The sequence below is a fragment of the Prevotella illustrans genome, from assembly GCF_017426725.1.
GTDB lineage: Bacteria > Bacteroidota > Bacteroidia > Bacteroidales > Bacteroidaceae > Prevotella > Prevotella illustrans.
In genome coordinates this window covers 16,131-32,390 of sequence record NZ_JAERMS010000033.1, presented here as the reverse complement: position 1 = coordinate 32,390, position 16,260 = coordinate 16,131, and the positions used below count along the sequence as shown (strand labels likewise).

18 protein-coding genes are annotated in these 16,260 nt (G+C 49.3%); 8 read left to right on the top strand and 10 right to left on the bottom strand.

What is annotated here, in order from left to right; all coding sequences use genetic code 11:
• Nucleotides 1-191 precede the first annotated feature (191 nt).
• The 5 genes from JHU38_RS09580 (at nucleotide 192) to JHU38_RS09560 (ending at nucleotide 3,502) form a co-directional block, all read left to right on the top strand.
• The gene (locus JHU38_RS09580) at nucleotides 192-665 is read left to right on the top strand and encodes an RNA polymerase sigma factor (RefSeq protein ID WP_107582405.1); all 474 of its coding nucleotides are present in this window, start codon (nucleotides 192-194) and stop codon (nucleotides 663-665) included.
• Entirely contained in the window at nucleotides 658-1,131 is a 474-nt protein-coding gene (locus JHU38_RS09575; protein ID WP_107582080.1) for a hypothetical protein, read from the top strand. Before JHU38_RS09580 ends, JHU38_RS09575 begins: the two co-directional genes overlap by 8 nt.
• 27 nt (nucleotides 1,132-1,158) lie before the next feature.
• The gene (locus JHU38_RS09570) at nucleotides 1,159-1,611 is read left to right on the top strand and encodes a DUF6108 family protein (protein WP_107582404.1); all 453 of its coding nucleotides are present in this window, start codon (nucleotides 1,159-1,161) and stop codon (nucleotides 1,609-1,611) included.
• Between the two features lie 12 nt (nucleotides 1,612-1,623).
• Nucleotides 1,624-2,493 (top strand): hypothetical protein, encoded by an 870-nt coding sequence (locus tag JHU38_RS09565; protein WP_232369913.1) that lies wholly within the window; start codon nucleotides 1,624-1,626, stop codon nucleotides 2,491-2,493.
• A gap of 133 nt (nucleotides 2,494-2,626) precedes the next feature.
• A complete protein-coding gene (locus tag JHU38_RS09560; RefSeq protein WP_107582078.1) occupies nucleotides 2,627-3,502 on the top strand; it encodes a hypothetical protein in 876 nt (291 codons plus the stop codon).
• A gap of 127 nt (nucleotides 3,503-3,629) precedes the next feature.
• Here JHU38_RS09560 and tsf read toward each other — a convergent pair whose 3' ends face one another.
• The 6 genes from tsf to JHU38_RS09530 form a co-directional block, all read right to left on the bottom strand.
• A complete protein-coding gene (gene tsf, locus JHU38_RS09555; protein ID WP_107582077.1) occupies nucleotides 3,630-4,622 on the bottom strand; it encodes a translation elongation factor Ts in 993 nt (330 codons plus the stop codon).
• Nucleotides 4,623-4,729: 107 nt separating this feature from the next.
• The gene (gene rpsB / locus JHU38_RS09550; RefSeq protein ID WP_107582076.1) at nucleotides 4,730-5,551 is read right to left on the bottom strand and encodes a 30S ribosomal protein S2; all 822 of its coding nucleotides are present in this window, start codon (nucleotides 5,549-5,551) and stop codon (nucleotides 4,730-4,732) included.
• 147 nt (nucleotides 5,552-5,698) lie between these two features.
• Nucleotides 5,699-6,085 carry a 30S ribosomal protein S9 gene (gene rpsI, locus JHU38_RS09545; RefSeq protein WP_107582075.1) on the bottom strand — a complete coding sequence of 129 codons (387 nt, stop codon included), beginning with the start codon at nucleotides 6,083-6,085 and terminating at the stop codon, nucleotides 5,699-5,701.
• Between the two features lie 11 nt (nucleotides 6,086-6,096).
• Entirely contained in the window at nucleotides 6,097-6,558 is a 462-nt protein-coding gene (gene rplM / locus JHU38_RS09540) for a 50S ribosomal protein L13 (protein ID WP_107582074.1), read from the bottom strand.
• A 283-nt stretch (nucleotides 6,559-6,841) separates the two neighbouring features.
• A complete protein-coding gene (locus JHU38_RS09535) occupies nucleotides 6,842-7,042 on the bottom strand; it encodes a hypothetical protein (protein WP_146157014.1) in 201 nt (66 codons plus the stop codon).
• A 554-nt stretch (nucleotides 7,043-7,596) separates the two neighbouring features.
• The gene (locus tag JHU38_RS09530) at nucleotides 7,597-8,826 is read right to left on the bottom strand and encodes a Gfo/Idh/MocA family protein (RefSeq protein ID WP_107582073.1); all 1,230 of its coding nucleotides are present in this window, start codon (nucleotides 8,824-8,826) and stop codon (nucleotides 7,597-7,599) included.
• Nucleotides 8,827-9,149: 323 nt separating this feature from the next.
• Between JHU38_RS09530 and JHU38_RS09525 the strand changes: the two genes are divergently transcribed.
• Nucleotides 9,150-10,097 carry an acyltransferase family protein gene (locus tag JHU38_RS09525; protein ID WP_232369912.1) on the top strand — a complete coding sequence of 316 codons (948 nt, stop codon included), beginning with the start codon at nucleotides 9,150-9,152 and terminating at the stop codon, nucleotides 10,095-10,097.
• Nucleotides 10,098-10,103: 6 nt separating this feature from the next.
• Here JHU38_RS09525 and JHU38_RS09520 read toward each other — a convergent pair whose 3' ends face one another.
• Nucleotides 10,104-11,129: an NAD-dependent epimerase/dehydratase family protein gene (locus JHU38_RS09520; RefSeq protein ID WP_107582071.1), complete on the bottom strand. Its 1,026-nt coding sequence runs from the start codon at nucleotides 11,127-11,129 to the stop codon at nucleotides 10,104-10,106.
• Nucleotides 11,129-11,848, bottom strand: coding sequence for an IspD/TarI family cytidylyltransferase (locus JHU38_RS09515; protein ID WP_025880218.1), 720 nt, complete (start codon nucleotides 11,846-11,848; stop codon nucleotides 11,129-11,131). The genes JHU38_RS09520 and JHU38_RS09515 overlap by 1 nt, the downstream gene beginning before the upstream one ends.
• Before the next feature lie 109 nt (nucleotides 11,849-11,957).
• Between JHU38_RS09515 and JHU38_RS09510 the strand changes: the two genes are divergently transcribed.
• Together JHU38_RS09510 and JHU38_RS09505 are read left to right on the top strand one after the other, a co-directional pair.
• Nucleotides 11,958-12,821: a glycosyltransferase family 2 protein gene (locus tag JHU38_RS09510; RefSeq protein WP_107582403.1), complete on the top strand. Its 864-nt coding sequence runs from the start codon at nucleotides 11,958-11,960 to the stop codon at nucleotides 12,819-12,821.
• A gap of 8 nt (nucleotides 12,822-12,829) precedes the next feature.
• Nucleotides 12,830-14,272 carry a lipopolysaccharide biosynthesis protein gene (locus JHU38_RS09505; protein ID WP_107582070.1) on the top strand — a complete coding sequence of 481 codons (1,443 nt, stop codon included), beginning with the start codon at nucleotides 12,830-12,832 and terminating at the stop codon, nucleotides 14,270-14,272.
• Here the strand turns inward: JHU38_RS09505 and JHU38_RS09500 are convergent, their stop codons facing one another.
• Nucleotides 14,273-15,247: a glycosyltransferase gene (locus JHU38_RS09500; protein WP_107582069.1), complete on the bottom strand. Its 975-nt coding sequence runs from the start codon at nucleotides 15,245-15,247 to the stop codon at nucleotides 14,273-14,275. It abuts the gene before it with no gap.
• On the bottom strand, nucleotides 15,244-16,125 hold the full coding sequence (locus tag JHU38_RS09495) for a LicD family protein (protein ID WP_107582068.1): 882 nt from the start codon (nucleotides 16,123-16,125) through the stop codon (nucleotides 15,244-15,246). The genes JHU38_RS09500 and JHU38_RS09495 overlap by 4 nt, the downstream gene beginning before the upstream one ends.
• Nucleotides 16,126-16,260: the final 135 nt, after the last annotated feature.

The following is a 16,260-nucleotide window of genomic DNA, read 5'->3' as shown; positions in this document are numbered from 1 at the left end:
ACAAGTGATGAAGCCGGAGAGGGGGTATGTGCTCTTTACCATTGGAACAAAATACATCAAATCAAATAATTTGATGCAACTTTGTATGCGTTTTCACAAAATTATTTAGGACACTATTGGTTTTTTTTATAAATTCCGTGTCACAAAAAGCACCTTATTACGTAATCATAGCAAAGAACTCGCAAAATTCGATGACTGTCGACGAATATAAACAAGAGGTCAAACGCGTCAGACCGCAGCTGGTATTCATTGCCCGGAAATACATGGGCGGTGAGGAAGAAGCCGAGGACGTAGTGCAGGACGTGTTGCTCAAGCTGTGGCAGATCTGCGATACGCTGCGCATGCCGATTGACGGTTTCGCCACGGTTCTTGTTCGCAACCACTGCATCGACCTGATTCGACGACGGGCCCGGAGGCAGGACATCGGCGAATACACTATCGATGAAAGCCATGAGGACGACGAACGAATCGACAAAATGATGAAAATCGTCGACCGATTGCCCACCTTACAGCAGACGCTCATCCGGCTCCGGCACATGGAAAATATGGAGATGAAGGACATAGCGGCCCTCGTCGGGAGCAATGAAGTGGCGGCGAGAAAGGCGCTGAGCAGAGCCCGGCAGGCCATCAGAAACAGCTATTTAAACGAAAAAATCAATGAATAAGAAGGAAGACATCCAACAACTCGCAGACCGCTTCTTCGCAGGCGAAACAACTCTTGCGGAAGAACAACGACTGTATCGCTTCTTTCGGGGCGATGATATTCCGACAGAGCTGCTTCCGCTGCGCGAGATGTTCGTGTCATTGAGCCTCATCGGCATCGCGCCCGACAAGCAAACGACGCGGAAAACGACCACGCAGAGTAGGTTAAAGGTCAGCTTCAGACGAAAACTCTTCGGCGTAGCGGCTGCCGTGGCGGTGATATTGGCGATGAGCACGACACTCATCCACATCGATCGTGAGCAAAACTATTGCAAAGCCTATGTCAATGACCGTCTCGTGACCGACAAAGCTGCTATCATGAGCAGTGTCGCCGCCACGATGAGCGACATCGGTGAGGCCGGACAAACGGGCGCGGACCGCCAGCTGCACGACCTCTTCGGCAGCGATGACGGCAACGCCGACCATTAGAAATCATCACAAATCAATATGACGGATATGCTAAGAAGAATCTTACTCATGCTCATCACGCTTCCGGTTTGGGGCATCATGTATGCCCAACAAGGACTGAACGTCAACGCATTGTTTGACGGCAAGGTCGTGACGAAAGCACAAACACAGGAAGCAAAGGTGGTGGAAGTGAAGGTGAAAGGCCGTGCGCTCAGCAAATACAATCTCAACTTCTACCGCAGTTACAGCTTTCAGGCTACACCGGAGCAGAAGGCCAAGGTGGACGAACTGGTGGAACGCGACCGGCAAAATGCCGTAAGCAGTGAGACGACACGGCGCGGTCGCAACACAACCATGATCCTAACCATGATTCCCGACGGCGCCAACAACCGCTTCGTGTGCTACATTACCAAGCACAACGACAAGCAAATAAACCTTACCGTGGTTTATATGGAAGGACGGGTGAAGAACATCAGTGAATTAAGAAAATTAATAAAATAAAACGATAAAACTATGATGAAAGCATCACTTTTAGCATTGGCGCTGGCCGTAAGCGGCTCGGTGCTTGCCAACCATGTAGAGAAAGACGACACGATTGTGGTTCGTAATCCGAAAAAAGTAACCGTCGTAACCGGCGACTCGCTGCAATCCATTCTGATCGAGGGCAGCAGCGACAACCCGAGCTACCGCTACAGCAACCGTATTCAGCTGGTAGACAGCAACTATGTATCGACGTCGGCCATCAACAGAGACACGTGGGACATCTCGTTCGGCCCGTTCAAGACAAAGAAAAAACGTAAAACGCAGTTTGAAATCACTTCGGACATCGCCCTGGGATTCTGCGGTGCCACGGACGCGCCCGAACAAATGGACGTCAAACCATTCAAGTCGTGGGAAATCTGGTGGACGATAGCTACCTATCGGTACCGCCCTTGGCGCGACAAACACGCCTTCTCGGTGGGTATCGGCCTGGATTGGCGCAACTATCGCATCGTGGACAACTACCGTTTCACGGCCAACGAAGACAAGGTCGTGGCCATCGAGAAGTATGCCGAAAGCGCCAATCCCAACTTCTCGCGCGTCCATACCGTCGATGTTACGCTTCCTTTACGCTATGAATACACGGACAAACGCTTCGGATTCTCACTGGGGCCGGTGGTGAATCTCAACACCAAAAGCAGCCTGAAAACCCGCTATCGGATAGATGGAACGAAGCATAAGGACACGACAAACAACCTGAAGACCAACCTGGTGACCATAGATCTGATGGGCACCGTGACACTGTGCAATACGACTTTCTACTTTAAATACAGCCCAAACAACATCTTCAAGAAAGGCTACGGCCCACAGTTCAAGACTTTCTCTTTCGGAATATATCTATAACGGGCGGTCGCCCATGCCCGGGAAGTGACAAAAAGGTTAAATAAGAGTTAAGTTGCGGTAATTTGACAACGGCTTGTTGCGTATGTCGCAGGAAGATAATATATTTACCGAATAAACCAAACAACTGATTCCTATGAAAGCTATGAGATACCTGCTACCGATCGGCTGTCTTTTCGCTTCGTTCCTATTCGTTTCTTGCGGCGACGACCATGAAGAGGAAACGAGACCTATCGAGATTTCCGCGAAAGGAGAATACAACGACGTTCTCACCTATACACTGACGACAGACACGCTCGATTGCGACTTCGACATCACGTCGAGCATGGGCAAATGCACGGCTGTGGTGCTGGACGCGGACCCGAAAAATCCGTCGGCCGTCATCGTTCAGAACGGCAACCACGTGACCGTGAAATTGCTAAGGGAACACGCCAGCATCCGACTTAGCGACGAAAGCGGCCAGGAAAGGAGAATCGACATCCGGTCGACAAGTGAGAAACTGAAACAGTCGGGGTATATCGTGGAGTTCGCCTATGGCACGATGATCAAACTGAAACCCACGTTTGGTGAAGGCGAATATCGAATTGTCAGGAACAGCGACGTGGCCGAAATAACGATAGACAACCGGGACGTATTCTACATCAAAGGCAACCGAGGCGGCGCGACAGGCTATTACACCATCGAAGATCGGCGGGGTATCAAGGCTTTTCTGGAAGTACGGGTCGGAGAAGGCTATGACATCACCTCATCGGAGCTGAACGTTACAGCCGCACGAGGCAATCGTTTGAGTTTTCCGATTAAGCTCGGCAGAGACGGTTGGCGCGTCGAAGAGCAGTCTTTGCACTGTAGCGCCTTTATCTTGGACAAGCATTCTTTTGGCATAGACTATCCGCTGGAGGCCGAAGTCCTATGTATGAACATTCCGGCAAACGCCAAGTTAGGGCCTGAATGCTTCCACCTGAAAGATCGCGGTGGGCAAGTCATCACCGTGAATGTTACAATTACGGAATAAGCGGCGGCATTTACTGTCTACGATTCCATAAACAATTCCGTCCGACAAGCATAGAATGAATAAAAGACAAGGGTGCACCTCATTATGAAGTGCACCCTTATTATTTGGTTTTCAAACGTTAGCGGAATTAGTCAGCTACGAGAGTGAAGCGCTTGTAAGCAACAATCTCAAGGCCCTGAGCCTTCAACCAATCCTTAACGGTAATCTTGTCACCTTCTGTGAACTGGAATTCCTGATCTACGAGGCAGTTCTCTTTGAAGAACTTAGCCAAGCGACCCTTAGCAATATTCTCAATCATGCTCTCATTGAGGCTGGCAGCTTTCTCGGCAGCAACGGTCTCTTTGATCTGCTTTGCCTTGTCTGCGTCCTCCTGAGTGAGCCATCCCTTCTTCACATTACTTTCGATGTGATCGTCAGAATCTACGTGAGCGGGGTTGATACCAGCCTTCTTCAAAGCAGCAGCAACAGCCTTCTCTACCTGCTCTTCCTTGGTCTTTTCAACGGCAACCTTGTACTCCTCGTCCTTTACAGACTGGGGAACAGAGCTTTCGTCGAGCGCAACCGGCTTCATAGCAGCTACCTGCATAGCAATCTTGTGACCGGCATCCTCGTTCTCTGCATTGAATTGTACCATGGTAGCCAGTGTGTGCTTACCCATGTGATCGTAAACAGATACGTTGTCACCTTCGAGGAAGTTGTAGCCATCCAGCTCCATCTTCTCACCGGTGATACCCGAACGCTGAGTTACTACAGCCTGAGCTTCCTCGCCGTTAGCCAGCTTCAGCACCTTCACCTCGTCCAAAGACTTGGCGCGGGCAGCAACAGCCGCGTCGAGAATTTCCTGTGTCATCTGGATGAAATCCTTACCATTGGCAACGAAGTCTGTCTCACACTTCACCGCAACCATAGCGGCAAAGCCTTCAACCTTCTTTACGAGTACGCAACCATTGGATGTCTCACGGTCAGAACGCTTAGCGGCGATAGCCAATCCACGCTCGCGGAGCAGTTCCTTAGCCTTGTCGAAGTCGCCTTCAGCTTCGGTGAGAGCCTTCTTTACGTCAGCAAGACCTGCGCCGGTCATGGCACGCAGCTTCTTGATATCTTCAATTGAAATAGCCATAATTATTGTTTTTCTTAATGTATTTGCTTAAAAAAGATAGGGGCTTAGGGTGCTGACAGGAGCATACAGATCCTATCCAACACCATAAGACCCTATAAAATGATTATTTATTCTGCTGCGGGAGCTTCTTCAACTTCCACCTCTGCCTCGTCTTCCTTACGAGCTTTGCGAGCACGCTTTAGCTTTGCGTCGGCTACTTCTTCTGTCTGCTCAGCGGCAGCTTTCTCGTCAGCCTTCTCTGCCTTGCGCTCTTCCAAGCCTTCAGCGATAGCACCGCAAACGGCGTTGAGGATAACCTCTACACTGTCCTTAGCGTCATCATTAGCCGGAATAACAAAGTCGATGTTCTTAGGTTCAGAGTTTGTATCAACGATAGCGAACACAGGAATACCCAGACGGTTAGCTTCTTTCACCGCAATGTTCTCCTTCATCACGTCAACAACGAAGAGAGCGCTTGGCAAACGAGTAAGATCGGCGATAGAACCGAGGTTCTTTTCGAGCTTGGCACGCTGACGGGTAACCTGCAACAACTCACGCTTTGAGAGGTTAGAGAAGGTACCGTCGCTCATCAGCTTGTCGATGTTTGTCATTTTCTTCACAGCCTTACGAATGGTTGGGAAGTTGGTCAGCATACCGCCGGCCCAACGTTCGTTTACGTATGGCATGTTAACTGCTGCCGCTTTATCAGCAACAACGTCCTTGGCCTGTTTTTTAGTAGCGACAAACAAAATCTTCTTGCCCGACTTAGCGATCTGTTTCATAGCTTCGGCAGCCTCGTCAATCTTGGCTACGGTCTTGTTCAGATCGATGATATGAATGCCATTACGCTCCATAAAGATATAAGGAGCCATAGCGGGGTTCCACTTACGCTTGAGGTGGCCGAAGTGGCAACCTGCCTGAAGTAATTGGTCAAAATTAGTTCTTGACATTTTTTCTTTTCCTTTGTTAAATTGTTTACTTTCCTTTGAAATTCTCTTAGAACCAGCCCGACAGTAATCTACGCCGCCGACAGTCCCCTTTGGAACCGCGAAACATAAAGTCTGCCGAGTTTGGATACTAAACTTTTTGTCCAGTGATTAACGCTTACTGAACTGGAAGCGACGACGAGCTTTGGGCTGACCCGGCTTCTTACGCTCAACAGCACGGCTGTCGCGAGTAAGGAATCCTGCGTCTTTCAATGCCTTCTTGTCGTCGGCGTCAACCTTAACGAGCGCACGAGCAATCGCGAGACGCAATGCTTGGCTCTGACCGGTGAAACCACCACCGTAAAGGTTAGCCTTTATATCATACTTGCCCTCAGCCTCAAGGAGCTGCAGTGGCTGCTTAACCACGTACTGCAGAATAGCTGATGGGAAAAATTCTGTCAAATCTTTCTTATTGATAGTGATCTTACCGGTACCTTCTGTCAGGTAAACACGAGCTACAGCGCTCTTGCGGCGACCAATTGCATTAATGATTTCCATCTTGATTCTTATTATTTATACTGGTTAATATCAATTGCCTTAGGCTTCTGTGCTGCCTTATCATGCTCAGTTCCTTCGAATACATAGAGGTTGTCCAACAAAGCACGACCCAGACGTCCCTTAGGAAGCATACCCTTTACGGCGTGACGGATCATCTTGTCAACACCATTCTTACGTGTGCGAAGATCAGCCGGCGTATTGAAACGCTGACCACCGGGATAACCAGTATAGCGGGTGTAAACCTTATCCGTTTCCTTCTTACCGGTGAATACCACCTTAGAAGCGTTGATAAGAATTACGTTGTCTCCACAGTCTACATGCGGTGTGAAGCTCGGTTTGTACTTTCCGCGAAGCAGCTTGGCTACTTTAGAGCAAAGGCGACCTACAACCTGATCGCTGGCATCGATTACGACCCACTCCTTCTTAGCTGTTTCCTTATTAACGGAAATAGTCTTGTAACTTAAAGTGTCCATTTTAAATAATTAATTTTACTACTAAAAAACTTTTATTATTACATTCGATAACAGAGACCTCGCGGCGCCTCCAGTCTAAAAGAGACCATCCACAGCATTATCTCTGATGCGACAGCCGATTCCCTAACCGCTCTTCTCGGCCAAAAGAAAAGCTATTAACACGACCACGCTATGAGAATCCTAAGCGTATTCCCACAATCGGACTGCAAAGTTACATATTTTATTATGAGTTTAACACACGGGACATATTTCACACTATACAAATTACAAAACATTAACTGTTTTAAAAATCATTAACTCTGCGCTTTTGATCATTCAATCCCACACAACCAATTTCCTTTCGAGAAACATCGTCGGCGATTTCTGAAAGATTCGCACAGCCCAAACCACCCATTTCTCCCACCCAAAGAGAAGCAACACGACCAATAACGGAACATAAAACACGACCGATTTGTAAACTTTTATACACCCAAAAGCGACCCATTTTTTGATAGCATCCAGACTTCCGCCAAGTAGTATTTAGCAAGAAAAAGAGCGTTTATGAGTCTTTTTCCCCACGCTTTTCATGCTTTTAACCCACAAAAACATAGATTTTTCGGCTCAAAGCATAGCGATTACCCGCTCATCGCTACGCTTTCACCTCACAAAAGCAGCCCTTTTGCGGTGTAAAAGGGCTGCTTTGACAAGAAAGAAACAGACCTCCACTCTTCTAATCATGCATAAGCTACTGGTTATCAACGCAATAACAAAACCTCAAAATCCTTGCGTTTTTTCGGGCAAAGATTCGTTTCGTGAAAAATAATGGCACTTTTTAAGGGGTCATTGTCAAGTTTTTTCATTGCCTGCAATCACACGGCATTCGTATCAAATTAAGGGAAAAGACTCCTCTATGGAAGAAAAGGGATGACAGAAGCTGCTGTTTTTAGACATAAGTACATAAGAACATATTTTCTTCTGACACATATTGTCGAGATAGGTGGTCGTAAGCGACCACAGAAAACCTAATAAAAAGGGGATTCCATGCTTTTTAATGACGGCTCAGGGCGCAAACGTGAGTCGTGGTAATTCGTTCCAAGCTCCTCGTGTGAAGTCGGGTATCTCTACGGGAACGCTGCCCTGCCGGACGGAAAGGCTCGTCAGTTCGACCAACGACGACCATTCCACAGCGTCGTAGACATCCATATCGAGCGGCAATCCTTGGCGCAAACAGTGAATCAAGCGATAATCCATCATGAAATCCATACCGCCGTGGAAGCCGATTTGGCGCGCCTGCTCGCCATGAGTCTGATAAAAAGGGTGGTCATAACGGGCAAAGAACGCTTCTTGCTCGTTTATTTCGTCCGCGCCGGGAATGAGCGATTGCATCCGTCCATGGCTTCCCTTCTCTATAAAACCCTGCGTACCGCTCAACAGATAACGCCTTTCGTAGGGCCGGGGGCTGGATATATCGTGCTGAAGAACGATGGTCTTGCCTTTCAAAGTTGTAAGAATCGTTGTATTCATATTGCCCAACCGACACTCGGAGGTCATATCGCGGCCCGCAACTTCGGGGTAATTGAACTGGCCATTGGAAACCGATACCAAACGCTCGAGCCGATCTCCCCGATGAATATTCATCGTCTGGCACAACGGCCCTAAGCCATGGGTGGGATAAGGGTTGCCCGTTGTCAGCCAATGACCGATGTAATCGGGACGTTTGGTAAAGTCGATGTTGCGCAAATCATGGACATAACTGCCCTCGGCATGCGTGATTTCTCCGACAATGCCTTGCGAACAAAGATGCAAGGCGGCCATTTCAAACCTGTCGTAGCAGCAATTCTCAAGCATCATGCAATGGCGTCTGTAGCGCTCGGCCGCATCAACGATACGCCAGCAATCGGCTATTGTATTCGCAATCGGCACTTCGCAGGCCACGTGTTTGCCGTGCTCCATGGCATAAACCGCAATATCGGCATGCCATCTGATACTGGTGCAGATATAAACAAGGTCGATGTCATCGCGCCGACACACCGCTTTCCAGTCGTCGGCACCGCCATATTCATCGGGCATTGGTTTGTGGTGAGACTTCAGAATCTCTCGTGCCGCGTCCCTGTTCTCCTGACGCAAATCGCAGAGCGCACGGATGACGACACCATCCAAATACATATAATTACCCAAGGACTGCCTGCCACGGTGGCCCAGTCCGATGAACGCGATTCGAACAACAGAGATCGGCGCGCACCGAAGCGCCAACACATGGGATGATTGATGGGATTCAGTATTATTCATTTCACCTTATATTAATATAGAATGGCGTAAAATTTACCTTGCATGACGCAAAACATAGTCTTTACTTTATTGACGTGAAAACAAGACGAATATTGTAGAAGCCGCCCATTATCACCCGAGAATCGTCTCCAAACGACACTTTACGACTCTTATTCGACAAACCATAGGAGCGTTGAACTTATGGAAAACATATATTTCATAGATCATAAATGGATAAAAGTATCACTCTCAAAAGCATATAGGTTTATATTTGACGATAGCTTGCCCGATTATTCACCAAAAATCGTAACTTTGCCCCACTACATTTTATGCGTTATCAACCTATGAATACAATCGCCTCGCGTTCAAGGATAGAGGAACTCGACTATCTGAAGGGCATACTCATTCTGCTGGTCATCAGCTTTCATCTGGTGTATATCGGCCAGTCGTACCCTTATCTCAAGCAATGGGTCTACACGTTCCACATGCCCGGTTTCCTGTTGCTGTCGGGTTATCTCATGAATATCGGCAAACAAAAGGTTGATTTCTTGAAAACAATTTTATGGTTGGGCGTCCCCTATCTGCTATTGGAAAGCGGTTATACGCTGATGGCGTCACTACTGCCCATCCACGACCACATCGACCACCTCACGCCAATGGTTTTTATCGACAAACTTCTGGTTCATCCGTTGGGTCCTTATTGGTATCTGCACACGCTGATTCTATGCGGTTACGTTTATTACATCATTGGCAACTGCACGGAAAACAAGCGATTACTGAAGTTTTCGCTTATGGTTGTAAGCTGTTATGGACTTTCCCTACTGGGATTTATGGATTTTTCATGTGCCTGCTACTTCCTAACCGGCGCGCTGATCAAACAATATGGCTACCTGTTTACCGATGTATTCAAAGGATCTTGGATAGCCCTGATTGTTTTGGTACTGCTTTCCACCGACGCGTCTCTTTTTCACAAGGCCTCTGTATATGGTATTATGATCGTCTATTGCGCGATGAGTAGCATGTTGCTCATCCTTCGTTTTCTGCCTCAACGTTTACGGCAAGGAACTTGTTTTCTGGGACGCAACTCGCTACTTCTTTATCTTTTCTCTCCTGTTTTTACGATTCTTTGCAAGCAGCTGCAACCTTTTCTGGCCTTCGACCGCTCAGCCCTGCTCTTCTGGATGGCGTCTCTCGTCATCTGCGTTTGCGGTTCGCTGCTCATCGGAAAGGCATTAGACCTCCTCAACCTCAGCCCTTTCATCTTCGGAAAGCGCAAGGTTGTAACCATGTAAAAGTGTTTATTCCATTGATTTGATTAAATGCTCATACATCACGTATGGCTCAAACAATGGTTTCCAACCCAACTGTAGCAGTTTGGAAATATCCAAACGAAGCCTTGTTGGTGGCGGATAAGGCGCGTTGGGGTCTACGTCGATAACGACCTTACTGCCTTTTCCGAAGTGTCGCACCATGTATTCGGCCATCTCCCGAATGGTGCAATAGGTGTCGGGCGATGCCACATTATAGGTTTCTCCGGCCGTTCCACGCGTAAGAATGAGCAGGATGGCCGTCACCGCGTCAAGCGTATAGCAGTGGTCGCTGGCCGCTTCGCCCCGACTTTTCAGTACCAAATCGGTACCGGCAACAATGTTTCGGGCGAACGTCGTCGTCACCCGACAATCCGTCTGTGGCACATCGGGGCCGAAAGTCTGGCACAACCGCACCATTCTCACGGGCAAACCATATTCCCGGCAATAGGCCAAACAGAGGTTTTCGCTCATTCGCTTGCCTTCCGGATAGCTGCTTCTGACCGACTGCAGGTCAACAAATCCCAAGTCAGACTCCAGCAACGGGCGCTCATCATTGCTCACCGCGCCGTAAGCTTCCATCGAAGAGAGATAGACAAAGGCCGAAACGCGCTGCCGAAGAGCCATTTGCAACAGCCGATCAGTGCCCATTACAATCGTCTGAATGGTCTCTACGGGATGCGAACAAAAGTATTTGGAAGAAGTAGGTGCCGCCAAATGCACCACATAATCAAAACTCCGGGTTGCCAAAGCGTCAAGATGGGCCATGTCGCCCTCCACAAACTGCAGGTCATCCGTAGCTTCAAAGAGAGCTTCGGCAGCCTTGCGGTCGCGTACCAAAGCTAAAATCTGCGTTTTCTCGGCCCACTGTCGGTTCCACGCCTGCACGCAATGAATGAGCGTGCGGCCCAGCAGTCCGGTCGCGCCGGTTATCAACAGCGTCTTGCCCGCCAGCTCCGCGTCGGGCGCGAAGTGCGTCGTGAGTCGGTCGATGTCAGCTTTTAACACCTGATTCATCACAATCCGAATATCTGTTGGTCCTCGTGTACCTGTATCATCGCACGCAAAACGAAGAAGTCGGTGGGTGTGGTTATCTTGATATTCTCCATCGGGCCGATAACCGTTCCGGGCTTACAGCCATACGCGCTCATCATGGTGCAGGAGTCGATGAAGTCGTGTCGCCCCTCGGCCTGTGCCCTTCGATGTGCCTCAAGGATGTCGGCCAAGCGGAAACTCTGCGGCGCACGGGCAATCAGAGAGTGATCGCGCGACGGAATCTCAAGCGAACCATCGGCCTGGCGCACGATAAACGTTTCCGTTGCCGGCACACACGTAACGCAGGAACCGCACTCTTCGACTTTACGAATGTTGTCGGTAATGGTTTCTTCGGTAATCAACGGGCGTACACCGTCGTGAATCAGCACCGTGGCATCCCCCCCCTTGGCATACGATTCGGCAGCGCAAAGGCCGTTGTAGATGGAGTCCTGACCCGTCGTTCCACCCGGAACAACCGCCACAACCTTGGTAATTTCAAACTTCTTGAGCTGCTTATTCAGATACGGAATCCAACTTTCGATACACGCAACAACAATGGCGTCTATCTCAGGATGGTTATCAAAGAGTTCTAATGTATAGATAATGATGGGTTTCCCATGAAGATCGAGAAACTGTTTGGGCTTCGATTTCGTGTGCATTCGTAGCCCCGAACCACCCGCAAAAATAACGGCTATATTCATGCTTATATGTTCTTATCGTTACAAAGATAGGCTAAACAAACGGAAAGTCAAAGTGAAAGTTTATTTTTATTTGCTTTGGACTTCCTTGAAGAACTACTATCTTTGCAATATGTTCAGAATTTACTTGGAGAAAATCAAGCTGGCCGTGCAGAAACGCGCCAAGACGGCACAGACCCAAAAGAGCTATTCCACTTGGAAAGCCAAGGGCTATGAGAACGAACCGCTCGTAACCGTCATTTTCCAGACCCACAACAAGAGTTTGCAGATATGCCATGTGCTCCGGAAAATCAGAAAATGGCCCATCAAAACCGAAGTGATTGTTATCGACGATGGCTCTTCGCTCGACCACACGGAACGCTTAGCGAAGGAGCTGAGTGGTGCCAACGAGTTTCTGGTACGCTGCAATGATCTCTACGAGAACGTCACTTACGACAAGACCATTCGCATGGCCAACGGTCAATACATCGCTTTGTTGCAAGATGACGACGATTTTGCCGACACACAGTGGATGGACGATGCCCTGAACTACTTCAAACAATATCCAGATATGGCCATTCTGGGCGGTAACTGGAAGGTGAATCTGACTTTCGTCAAGGAGACCGAGCAACGCGTCGGCACCCGTATCGACGATGCCTCACGCCCTTTCTGCTTCGCGCCGTCGGTCAATCGTGCGCCCATGTGGATCAACAAGGCGCTCTTCGACGCCAAACTGCGTCGCATTGATTTTCGTTTTGCGCCTTTCCAGTACGACGATGACGAACTTTGTCTGCGTGCATGGCTCGAAGGATGCACCGTAGGTTGGTACGACGCGGGCTTCCATTCGTTGGCCGCGGGGGGCATGCGCCTTTGGAATAACAGCTTTTCTGCCGAACAGGCCCGGCGCAACGGCCATCTGCTTTATACGCTCTATGCCGACCGCATAGACACCATCCTGCAACGTGTGGCCGACAACAATCGCCGTCTTACCGAATAATCCCGACTATGGCAACACTCAAGGAGAAGGCGGCAACGGGCATTTTCTGGGGAGCTATCAGTAATCTGCTCACCCAAGTCATCAGTGCCATCATCGGATTCTACCTCGGTCGTATCCTCGTTCCGGCCGAATACGGACTCGTGGCCATGCTGGCCATCTTCTCGGCCATAGCGGGCGTGTTGCAAGAGAGTGGTTTCACGGCGGCACTGACCAACTTGAAGGAAGTAACCGACAAGGACTACAATGCCGTTTTCTGGTTCAGCACACTCGTCAGCAGCGGCCTTTACCTTGTTTTATTCTTCTGCGCGCCGCTCATCGCGGACTTCTACGAACAGCCCGAACTTGTTCCTCTCTCCCGATTGGTGTTCGCTTCGTTCGTCGTGGCAGGCATCGGCACGGCCCACGCGGCCTATATGTTCCGCAACATGATGAACAAGGGCAAGGCCATCATCAGCACTGTGGCCTCCATTACATCGGGCGTAACGGGACTGGTGCTGGCCTACAACGGGTTCTCTTATTGGAGTTTGGCTTGGCAACAATTCGTTTTCATCGTCGTGACCGACCTCGGCCGCCTCTACTACGTGCGATGGCTGCCCAGTCTGAAGATTGATTTCAGCCCCATCCGACGCATGTTCGGTTTCAGCAGTTCCATCATGATTACCGCGCTCATTACGCAGGTGAACAACAATATGCTGTCCATCATCTTCGGTAAGTTGTTTTCGACAAAGTCATTGGGCAACTTCACGCAAGCCTTCAAGTGGGATTCGATGGCCTACACCTTTGTTTCGGGCACTATCAATCAAGTCGCCCAACCCGTATTATCATCCATCAACGACCAGGAAGAACGCCAACTTCACGTCTTCCGCAAGCTGCTGCGTTTCACGGCCTTTATCTCTTTTCCTGCCATGTTCGGCCTTTCGCTCGTTGCCCGCGAGTTTATTCTGCTCACGGTGCGCGATAATTGGGTCGACAGTATACCGCTTTTGCGCATTCTCTGCATCAGCGGTGCCTTCCTGCCGTTCTTCACTTTGTATCAGAATATGGTGATCAGCCGCGGCCGTTCCAACATTAATATGTGGGCAAACGTGTCGCTTATCCTGCTGCAACTGACGATATTCATTATCTGTAGTCGGTTCAGCATTCTCCACATGGTGGTACTCTATACCGTTATCAACATTCTTTGGATAGGCGTTTGGCAAACCATCGCCCGCCGTATCATCCGGTTGAGCCACCTTGCTTTCCTTAAAGACATCCTTCCTTTCATGCTTTCGGCCGCCGTTTCGTGTGCCGTGGCCTACCTGCTGACCATCAATTTCAGCAATCTATGGCTCATCCTGATACTACGCATCGTCATTGTGGCCACGCTGTACTTCTGCATTATGAAGTTCATGCACGCACAAATACTCGAAGACAGTATTGCCTTCTTCATGAAAAAAACAAAAAATAAGTGATTAACGGATATGCTGTCGCTGGTAAAATACGGCAGTCAGCGGAAACAGAAAGGCCCTAACGAGATTCTTGGGGTCACTGCCTACCGTGTGAAAGAGCTGACTGCGATGGCAAAGGCAGAACATTTGGAAGCGGATGAAGTTGAAAACGCCCCGCCGGGTCTGGTACTTCATCATGCGTAAGGCGGCCCGATGGCTGGCAGTATCGACCTTTAAATGTTCCAAAAGGTCGAGCCAGCGCAGGTAATAATCATTACCCGACCTTTTAATTTCTCGATAATGCTTCACGCACCATACGATCATACGGAGCCCGTTGCCCACCGTGGGCACGCTGTCCGCATTCGACGAGTATGTGGACGCGCCATGGTAACGCCGTTGATTTACAAGTTTGGCGTCCACGTAAACCACGCTTTCGTAGACGGCAGCCACCACTGATAAGATCATATCGTAGTAGTTGTGTCGGAAAATGGCGCAATCCATAGGCAGCAAGTCAAGCAGTTGGCGACGAAAGAACATCGTGTGGCCCGCGATTTCGGCACAATACATCATGCGCAGGGCCGTCGTGTTGGGTCGCCGTGGGTCTTGGTAAACGAAAGAACCATCTTCGGAGAAGGGTACCGACCGACCACCGCACAGCAACCGATGGCCGATGGCCGCTAACTGGCGTTCCAATTTGTCTGCTTCCCATAAGTCATCCTGATCGCAAAGGGCAATAAAATCACCTTGCGCACGTTGCATGGCCGAATAGAAATTGGCATTCACGCCCATGGATATCGCGTTCTGAAACAACCGGATGACAGGGTATCGCGTGGCATAATCGCGCAGAATGGTCAAGGTTGCGTCGGTAGAACCGTCGTCCTGAATGATGATTTCATCGGCAGGACGTGTCTGCCGTAGCACGGAATCGAGCTGTTCGGCCACGAATTTGGCACCATTATAGGTGCAGATGACAACGGAGATGGTGGCTTGCTTCATCATTTGCGGATGGTTTGTCGGATGGTGGCCAACGAAACCCGCTCATCCATGTTGAAATAAACCTTTTCGTGGTGCGACATTCGTTGCTCTACGGGCGGCAACTGCATGTAATCGCCGAAGAAATGGCGTAAGTATTCGTCGTAACGCAGGGGCAAATCAACTTCCAATCCTTCGAACATAAACGACTTCGTTCCGGCTATCCACACCTTTGGATAGACCTCTTTGCCATGATAAACACCGCTATAAGTGACAACATTTGTAGCCTTTTCAAACGGATAAAGGCGACAAATGGCGTCCATCTTGCGCAACAAATAACGCCGATAAGCGCCACGGGCTACGAAACCGATGGTCTTTCTGACGAAACGCCCCCACTCATGTGGCTGCTTCAACAGGGCCAGATAGTCCGTGAAACGATAACGGGTGGAGATTGCTTCCATGCGATTCTGTATCTTCTCGAAGCGCCGTTTCAGTTGCAAAGCCTCATCCTTGTCGTCCGCCGTGCCGTCGAGCGGAAAGATATCAATAAACATTCCGTAGACACAAGGCGTATCGACTCGCTCCATGATGGTGGTATCGCGGCGGCAAAGTTTCGAGAAGTGCATGAAATAGTTGGGCGTGTTGTAGGGAGTGCATAGCTCGTAGCGTCCCATATCTTGTCGGGCGCAGATATCCATGAGCCGATCATAGTCGGGACGCGGCATAAATACGTCGATATCATCGTCCCAAGGGATGAATCCTTGGTGACGAATGGCGCCGATAGCGGTACCTCCGGCACAGTAATAAGTAAGGTTGTGGGTCTTGCAAAGGGCGATAAAATGTTGGAAAATGTCGAGCAAGACGGCATTCCAACGAGGTTGAAGCGCAGGCGAAAGTATCATCATAAGCGACTATATTATCTGTTTACAAAGATAATGCTTTTTCGTGGGCACTCGAAATAACATGCTTTTTTATTTTAAAGTACCCGCTTTTTGCCTATATTTGCATAAGATTGGCGGCGCTCGACAATCAGAAAGTAA

What these genes read in the sequence shown, in the direction of transcription:
- JHU38_RS09510 (WP_107582403.1), top strand. Translation starts at nt 11,958, where the DNA reads ATGTTCAGAATTTACTTGGAGAAAATCAAGCTGGCCGTGCAGAAACGC.
- JHU38_RS09570 (WP_107582404.1), top strand. Translation starts at nt 1,159, where the DNA reads ATGCTAAGAAGAATCTTACTCATGCTCATCACGCTTCCGGTTTGGGGC.
- JHU38_RS09520 (WP_107582071.1), bottom strand. Translation starts at nt 11,129, where the DNA reads ATGAATCAGGTGTTAAAAGCTGACATCGACCGACTCACGACGCACTTC.
- JHU38_RS09535 (WP_146157014.1), bottom strand. Translation starts at nt 7,042, where the DNA reads ATGGGTCGCTTTTGGGTGTATAAAAGTTTACAAATCGGTCGTGTTTTA.
- JHU38_RS09530 (WP_107582073.1), bottom strand. Translation starts at nt 8,826, where the DNA reads ATGAATAATACTGAATCCCATCAATCATCCCATGTGTTGGCGCTTCGG.
- rplM (WP_107582074.1), bottom strand. Translation starts at nt 6,558, where the DNA reads ATGGACACTTTAAGTTACAAGACTATTTCCGTTAATAAGGAAACAGCT.
- JHU38_RS09500 (WP_107582069.1), bottom strand. Translation starts at nt 15,247, where the DNA reads ATGATGAAGCAAGCCACCATCTCCGTTGTCATCTGCACCTATAATGGT.
- tsf (WP_107582077.1), bottom strand. Translation starts at nt 4,622, where the DNA reads ATGGCTATTTCAATTGAAGATATCAAGAAGCTGCGTGCCATGACCGGC.
- rpsI (WP_107582075.1), bottom strand. Translation starts at nt 6,085, where the DNA reads ATGGAAATCATTAATGCAATTGGTCGCCGCAAGAGCGCTGTAGCTCGT.
- rpsB (WP_107582076.1), bottom strand. Translation starts at nt 5,551, where the DNA reads ATGTCAAGAACTAATTTTGACCAATTACTTCAGGCAGGTTGCCACTTC.
- JHU38_RS09575 (WP_107582080.1), top strand. Translation starts at nt 658, where the DNA reads ATGAATAAGAAGGAAGACATCCAACAACTCGCAGACCGCTTCTTCGCA.
- JHU38_RS09515 (WP_025880218.1), bottom strand. Translation starts at nt 11,848, where the DNA reads ATGAATATAGCCGTTATTTTTGCGGGTGGTTCGGGGCTACGAATGCAC.
- JHU38_RS09525 (WP_232369912.1), top strand. Translation starts at nt 9,150, where the DNA reads ATGAATACAATCGCCTCGCGTTCAAGGATAGAGGAACTCGACTATCTG.
- JHU38_RS09580 (WP_107582405.1), top strand. Translation starts at nt 192, where the DNA reads ATGACTGTCGACGAATATAAACAAGAGGTCAAACGCGTCAGACCGCAG.
- JHU38_RS09565 (WP_232369913.1), top strand. Translation starts at nt 1,624, where the DNA reads ATGATGAAAGCATCACTTTTAGCATTGGCGCTGGCCGTAAGCGGCTCG.
- JHU38_RS09505 (WP_107582070.1), top strand. Translation starts at nt 12,830, where the DNA reads ATGGCAACACTCAAGGAGAAGGCGGCAACGGGCATTTTCTGGGGAGCT.
- JHU38_RS09560 (WP_107582078.1), top strand. Translation starts at nt 2,627, where the DNA reads ATGAAAGCTATGAGATACCTGCTACCGATCGGCTGTCTTTTCGCTTCG.
- JHU38_RS09495 (WP_107582068.1), bottom strand. Translation starts at nt 16,125, where the DNA reads ATGATGATACTTTCGCCTGCGCTTCAACCTCGTTGGAATGCCGTCTTG.